The sequence below is a fragment of the Nitrospiria bacterium genome (assembly GCA_035498035.1).
Taxonomy (GTDB): Bacteria; Nitrospirota; Nitrospiria; order JACQBZ01; family JACQBZ01; genus JACQBZ01.
Map to the genome: position 1 here is coordinate 1 of DATKAN010000048.1, position 5,568 is coordinate 5,568.

Below are 5,568 nucleotides of genomic sequence, written 5' to 3' on the forward strand. Positions count from 1 at the left end.
ATTCCGGATCGCCGCTGTCAAAAACACGGCCGTGATCCATTAATACGGCCTTATCGCAAAAGGATTTGACCAGATTAATATCGTGCGTCACCAAAACAATGGTCTTCCCTTCCGCCCGGAACGATTCCATCCTGGAGATGCACCGATGCTGGAAATACATGTCTCCGACGGACAGCGCCTCGTCCACCACCAAGATTTCTGGATCAATGTTAACGGCCGAAGAGAAAGCCAGTCGAACATACATCCCACTCGAGTAAGTCTTCACGGGCTGGTCGATAAACTCCCCGATCTCGGCGAAGGCCTCGATCTCGGGAAAGCGTCGATCCATGTCTTCCCGGCTGAAGCCCATCAGGGCACCGTTCATGTAGACGTTTTCGCGTCCGGTAAACTCCGGATTGAAACCGGCGCCTAGCTCCAGCAACGCCGCGATCCGCCCGTTGGCACGAACGCTGCCGCAGGTCGGTTGAAGCACGCCGCAGATGATCTGAAGCAGCGTGCTCTTTCCGCTCCCGTTCTGCCCGATGATCCCGACAGTCTGGCCTTTTTCGATGGTAAAAGAGACATCGTTCAAGGCATAAAAGTCATGATGGTGTTTTTTCCTGGTCAGAATTTCCTTCAGCCGGTCCTTCGGCGACGAGTACAGCTTATAAATCTTGGTCAGATTGTTTACTTCGATTGCGTTCATATCACAAAACATCCGCAAACGCCGGCTTCAGTTTTTTAAATACGAGCCCACCGAACATAAAAGCAACGATTCCCCAAACAAATAGGATGACCAGTCCCACCGGATCCGGCTCCGTCTTTCCGAGGAGCGCCATGCGGTACCCTTCCACCGGATACACCATCGGATTGAGCGCAAGAAACGGCCGGAACCCTTCCGGGACCAGGTTCGCCGGGTAGATGATCGGCGTGAAGAAAAACCATAGATTGAGGAGCACGCCTAAAATCTGGCCGATGTCCCTCAGGAATACATTCAGCGCGGATAAAAACCAGGCGAGGCCCAGCGCGAACAAAATGACCCCAAATAAATAAAGAGGGAGCCAAAGCAAGTTCAACGTGAGCCCCGGTCCAAGCACCATTATAAACCCGAGAAGTATGACAAACAGAATAAGGTGATTGACCAATGCGGCCGAAACATGGGCAAACGGGAGGATCTCCGATGGAAAAACGGTTTTCGTGATCAAGTTCGCCTGCTCCAGCACCGCGCCCGGCGAGCGATTGACCACCTCGCTGAACAGCATCCAGGGGAGCATCCCGCTCATCAGCCATACGGCATAATTGGTGCCGGCATACTGGGCGCCGAGCCGAGCCTTAAGGACGACGGAGAAAACAAAATAAAAAATGATAAGCTGTGTCAGCGGATGCACGAAGGCCCAGAAAATGCCCAAGAACGAGCCCATATACCGCGTCCGGATGTCGCGCACCACAAGGCTGCGGATCATGAAACGGTTCTGGGCGATCTTGCGAAGGAAATTTATGAGTGATCTTGCCGCCTGCATATTTCCTCATGGTTCGGACCGACGCTGTCGGCACCCGAAACAACAATTCTCATTGATCGGAGAGATAGCCTTTTTCAATCAGGTAAGCCCTCATGGCTTCCTGCCAGGGCCGCATCGGCCGATCGAGGACCCCGGAAATCCGTTCGCTTTTTATTGAAGAATTTTTCGGACGTTTCGCCTTGCTCGGGAATTCGTCCGAGGAAATCGGATTGACCTGATTTTTTAACCCGATCAGATCCACGGCCTTTCCGGCGAGCTCATACCAGGTGCAGGCGCCGTCGTTCGAAAGGTGTATGACCCCGGTCGCCCTTTTTGCGAGGAGCTCGGCCAACGCGGTGGCGACATCGAAGGTATAGGTCGGCGACATTCGAATATCGTTCACAACTTTCAGCGTCTCGCCGGCACGGGCCTTTGAAAGAATGGCCTCGATGAAATTTCCGCCCTTTCCCCTCGCCCCCGACTTTCCGAACAAACTCGCCACGCGAACGATCAGCCAATCGGCGCAGGCCTGTCGAGTCAATTGCTCCCCGGCGAATTTGGTTATCCCGTATACATTAACCGGACACGGGGTGTCCTCTTCGCTGTAGCCCCGATCCTTCTGACCATCGAAGACATAATCGGTGCTGACGTACACGCACAGGGCCTTCAACTCCGCGCAGACCCTCGCCACATTCAACGCCCCAAGCGCATTTACCTGAAAGGCCGCGTCCGGACGTTCCTCGCATTCATCCACGCGATGAAACGCGGCGCAGTTCACCACCGCATCCGGATGCCAGATCAGGAGGGCTTTTCGAACCGAATCGGGGTCGGTCACTTCGATCTCATTGTGCGACAACGGTAGAACCTCGAAGCGCCCGTCATTCTGCAGGACCTCGACGATATCTCGGCCCAACTGCCCCGTCGCTCCGGTAACCGCAATCTTCATAAGAGCCCCCCGTTCAACTCCACCTGTTTGAGAAAGGCCTGCATCTCCATCAGGTGCTTGTACCATTGAACCGTGATCGTCTTGGGATCCTCCGGATCGAGCTTCCCCTTTTGGATCTGCTCGACAATCTCACGCGCCCCGTCTTCGGGTGTGAATTTGGTTTGAAAACCCAGACGTTCTTTGATCTTTCGAAAGCTGACCCGATAAGACCTGTGGTCGGGCAGCCCGTACCACTCATAGGCGAACGGCTTTTCCATGGCCTTCACGACCATCTGAGCCAGCGGCATGATCTGGACGTTTTGTTCATCCGAACCCACGTTGAAGATCTGTCCGCGAATCTTATCGATCGGAGCCTCCAGGACCATCTTCATGGCGTTGGAGGTATCCCGGACATGCACGAAGGGCCTCCACTGATTCCCATCGCGAAGAATGGGTATCTTCCCATTCTTAAGGTAGCCCCGCACCATCCCGTTAATGGCCAAATCAAAACGCATCCGGGGTGAAAGACCGTATACGGTCGCCTGCCGGATGACGGTCACACAGAAATGATCATCGGCTAAAGAAAGAGTATCCTTTTCCGCCTGGAGGTTGGCCTTGGCATAGGTGGTGAGTGGATTGGGAGAGGAGGTTTCATCCAGGACGCCCTCCTGGAACCCGTAAATGCTGCAGGAGGAGGGCAGGAGATACCGTTTTACCCCGGCTTTTTTAGCCAGTTTGGCTACCCCGACCCGACCCCGGTGATTGATCTCCCAGGTCTTCTCCGAGTCCAACTCGCCCGAGGGGTCGTTGGAGAGGGCCGCCAGATCAATAACGGCATCCACCCCCTGGAACACCGGTTCGTTCACCCGCCGGATGTCATCCCGAAGAATTTTAAGACGTTTATCCTCCGGGGGAAGCGTCTGACGCCCGAAGAAAAACCGATCCAGCCCCACAACCTCATAGCCGTTCTCAAGCAAAATCGGCACCAGGACCGATCCGATATATCCTCCAGCACCCGTGACCAAAACCTTCATAAGCCTTGTGACCTCGCGTAGGAAAAGTTGTTGTCTGCGTCCTTTAATAACGGAAGCTGGGTGTCCTTGGTCGAGAGGACCGGACGATCCGTCGGCCATTGGACCCCGATCGCGGGGTCGTTCCAAAGAATTCCGCGGTCGGACTCCAGCGCGAATTCCCGGGTCACTTTGTAAACGACATCCGCTTCGCCGCTGAGCACGCAGAAGCCGTGGGCAAAACCCGCCGGAACATAAAGCATCCGGCGATTTTTGGACGACAACAGCGTCCCGACCCAATTCCCGTACGTGGGCGATTCCCGCCGAATGTCCACCGCCACGTCGAAGATCTCTCCCTGAATCACGGACACCAGTTTACCCTGGCCGTGCGGGCTCTTTTGGTAATGCAAGCCGCGCAGCACGTTTCTCGTAGAATGCGAATAATTATCCTGTAAGAAATTTTCAAGAATCCCCGCGCGTTTAAATTCGGACTGCTTGTAGGTCTCCATGAAGAAGCCCCGAGGGTCTTCAAAGGCCTTGACTTCAATCAGAATCACCTCCGGTATTTCGAGACGCTCAAAGCGAAACGGCATGGTGGCTTCCTTTCTGTTGGAGTATGCGGGATACAAGGTATTGCGCAAACGCCATGGATGACGTGAACGCGGGCGAGATCGCATTCAGTACATGAACACTCGGGCCGTCCTCCAGAACCACAAAATCGCTCACCAGTTGCCGGGTCGGCCAGTGAACCAACTGGGGCCGTATCCCGACTTTGGGGCTGTCTTCGATATCCGTCATCCGCAGTTGCGGTATCAATTGCCGGGCCTCATTATAAATAAAACGCTTGAAATATTTCTTAGGTTCGGATTGGGCCGCCGCCCGGTAGGCCTGATTCCCAAACAGAAGGATAAAATTCCGATACATGATCGTGGCGGACTCCAGGCCCAATCCCTCCAGCGGCCGATAGTTTTCCCTTCCCAGGGCCGGGATGGCCGTCGGACCGATGTACACATCGCCGTCGGCATTTTTTGTGAAGTGCACCCCGAGAAAAGGGTTTCTCAGGTCGGGGACGGGATAAATATTTCCGCGTACCAGATTCGATCGGCTTTTTACCAGTCGCTTATAGGTTCCCTTGAACGGCAAAATCCTGTAATCCTTGGCCAGCCCCATGGTGTGGGCCACGCTGTCCGCATAGGTTCCCGCAGCGTTAACGGCCCATTTAAATTCAATGGGACCCCGGGTAGTGAGCGCCGATCGGCTGCCGCGAAATCCGAGGCAGGAGGTATTGTAAACGATTTTGGCGCGGCCGGATTTGGTCAATTCCTCCGACAGCGTCTTTAAAATTTCCTTCGGCCGGATGACGGCCGTCTCCGGCGAATACAAGGCCTGTTCATAGGTGGCCGCTTGCGGCTCGATCTTGGACAATTGCTTTTTGTCAATCAGAAGGGTATTGACTCCGCTGGCATCGGCGCGCCGTTTCAATTCCTGCAGACCGGCCAGCTCCGCTTCGTTTTTGGTCACAATAACCTTTCCCGTCTCCAACAAGGTCAGGCCCCTTTCCTTGCAATACTGCTTCAACAGGCGATTTCCTTCAATGCAGAATCGGGCCTTCAGGGAATCGGGGGTGTAGTAGATCCCGGCATGCAAAACCCCGCTGTTGCGCCCGCTGGCATGAAGACCCAACTCCGGCTCTTTTTCAAGGATGAGGGTATTCCCGATTCCTTGTTTGACCAATTCATGCGCAATGGTCAAACCGGTGATTCCCCCCCCGATGATGAGGACTTCGCATTCCTGCCGCATAGATTATTTTAATGTTAAGCGTTGGTTCCCCCCGAGGAAAGAAGAGCCGGTTCGTGAAACGGGTATACGACAGCAGCCGGGAAGAACAGAAGGTGATGAATCCAATTTAAATGTAAAATATTCACCCATTCGACTTCTACCGTATTCCCGGCCACTCCTTGGAAGATCAGGCCTTGGCCGGATACGAGAGCTGGACGGTATCCCGGAGTTACGTATCTGCGTTTCTTACTCGGCAGAACATTCCGTGATCCCCCGCGAGCCGAACAGGAAGGTCGCGGAGAAACCTGAATCCGACGATTCTATTTTGTTGAGGGTGTTCTACGTTATTGTCGCAAACCTAAACCGCATGATTACC

General features: G+C 54.3%; 6 protein-coding genes. All 6 read right to left on the minus strand.

Annotated elements, in window-relative coordinates:
- The coding region (locus VMN77_09825) for an ABC transporter ATP-binding protein (protein HTN44078.1) at positions 1-685 on the minus strand (685 nt) is incomplete at its 3' end.
- Between the two features lies 1 nt (position 686).
- Positions 687-1,499 (minus strand): ABC transporter permease, encoded by an 813-nt coding sequence (locus VMN77_09830; protein ID HTN44079.1) that lies wholly within the window; start codon positions 1,497-1,499, stop codon positions 687-689.
- Positions 1,500-1,548: 49 nt separating this feature from the next.
- Complete coding sequence (rfbD, locus tag VMN77_09835; GenBank protein ID HTN44080.1) at positions 1,549-2,424, minus strand: dTDP-4-dehydrorhamnose reductase; 876 nt, start codon at positions 2,422-2,424, stop codon at positions 1,549-1,551.
- A complete protein-coding gene (locus tag VMN77_09840) occupies positions 2,421-3,437 on the minus strand; it encodes an SDR family oxidoreductase (GenBank protein HTN44081.1) in 1,017 nt (338 codons plus the stop codon). The genes rfbD and VMN77_09840 overlap by 4 nt, the downstream gene beginning before the upstream one ends.
- Positions 3,434-4,006 (minus strand): dTDP-4-dehydrorhamnose 3,5-epimerase, encoded by a 573-nt coding sequence (gene rfbC / locus VMN77_09845; GenBank protein ID HTN44082.1) that lies wholly within the window; start codon positions 4,004-4,006, stop codon positions 3,434-3,436. The genes VMN77_09840 and rfbC overlap by 4 nt, the downstream gene beginning before the upstream one ends.
- Positions 3,990-5,213, minus strand: a complete 1,224-nt coding sequence (gene lhgO / locus VMN77_09850) for an L-2-hydroxyglutarate oxidase (protein HTN44083.1) — start codon at positions 5,211-5,213, stop codon at positions 3,990-3,992. Before lhgO ends, rfbC begins: the two co-directional genes overlap by 17 nt.
- Between the last annotated feature and the right edge of the window lie 355 nt (positions 5,214-5,568).

Coding starts and splice junctions, on each gene's coding strand:
- rfbD (HTN44080.1), bottom strand. CDS start 2,424: ATGAAGATTGCGGTTACCGGAGCGACGGGGCAGTTGGGCCGAGATATC.
- rfbC (HTN44082.1), bottom strand. CDS start 4,006: ATGCCGTTTCGCTTTGAGCGTCTCGAAATACCGGAGGTGATTCTGATT.
- VMN77_09830 (HTN44079.1), bottom strand. CDS start 1,499: ATGCAGGCGGCAAGATCACTCATAAATTTCCTTCGCAAGATCGCCCAG.
- VMN77_09840 (HTN44081.1), bottom strand. CDS start 3,437: ATGAAGGTTTTGGTCACGGGTGCTGGAGGATATATCGGATCGGTCCTG.
- lhgO (HTN44083.1), bottom strand. CDS start 5,213: ATGCGGCAGGAATGCGAAGTCCTCATCATCGGGGGGGGAATCACCGGT.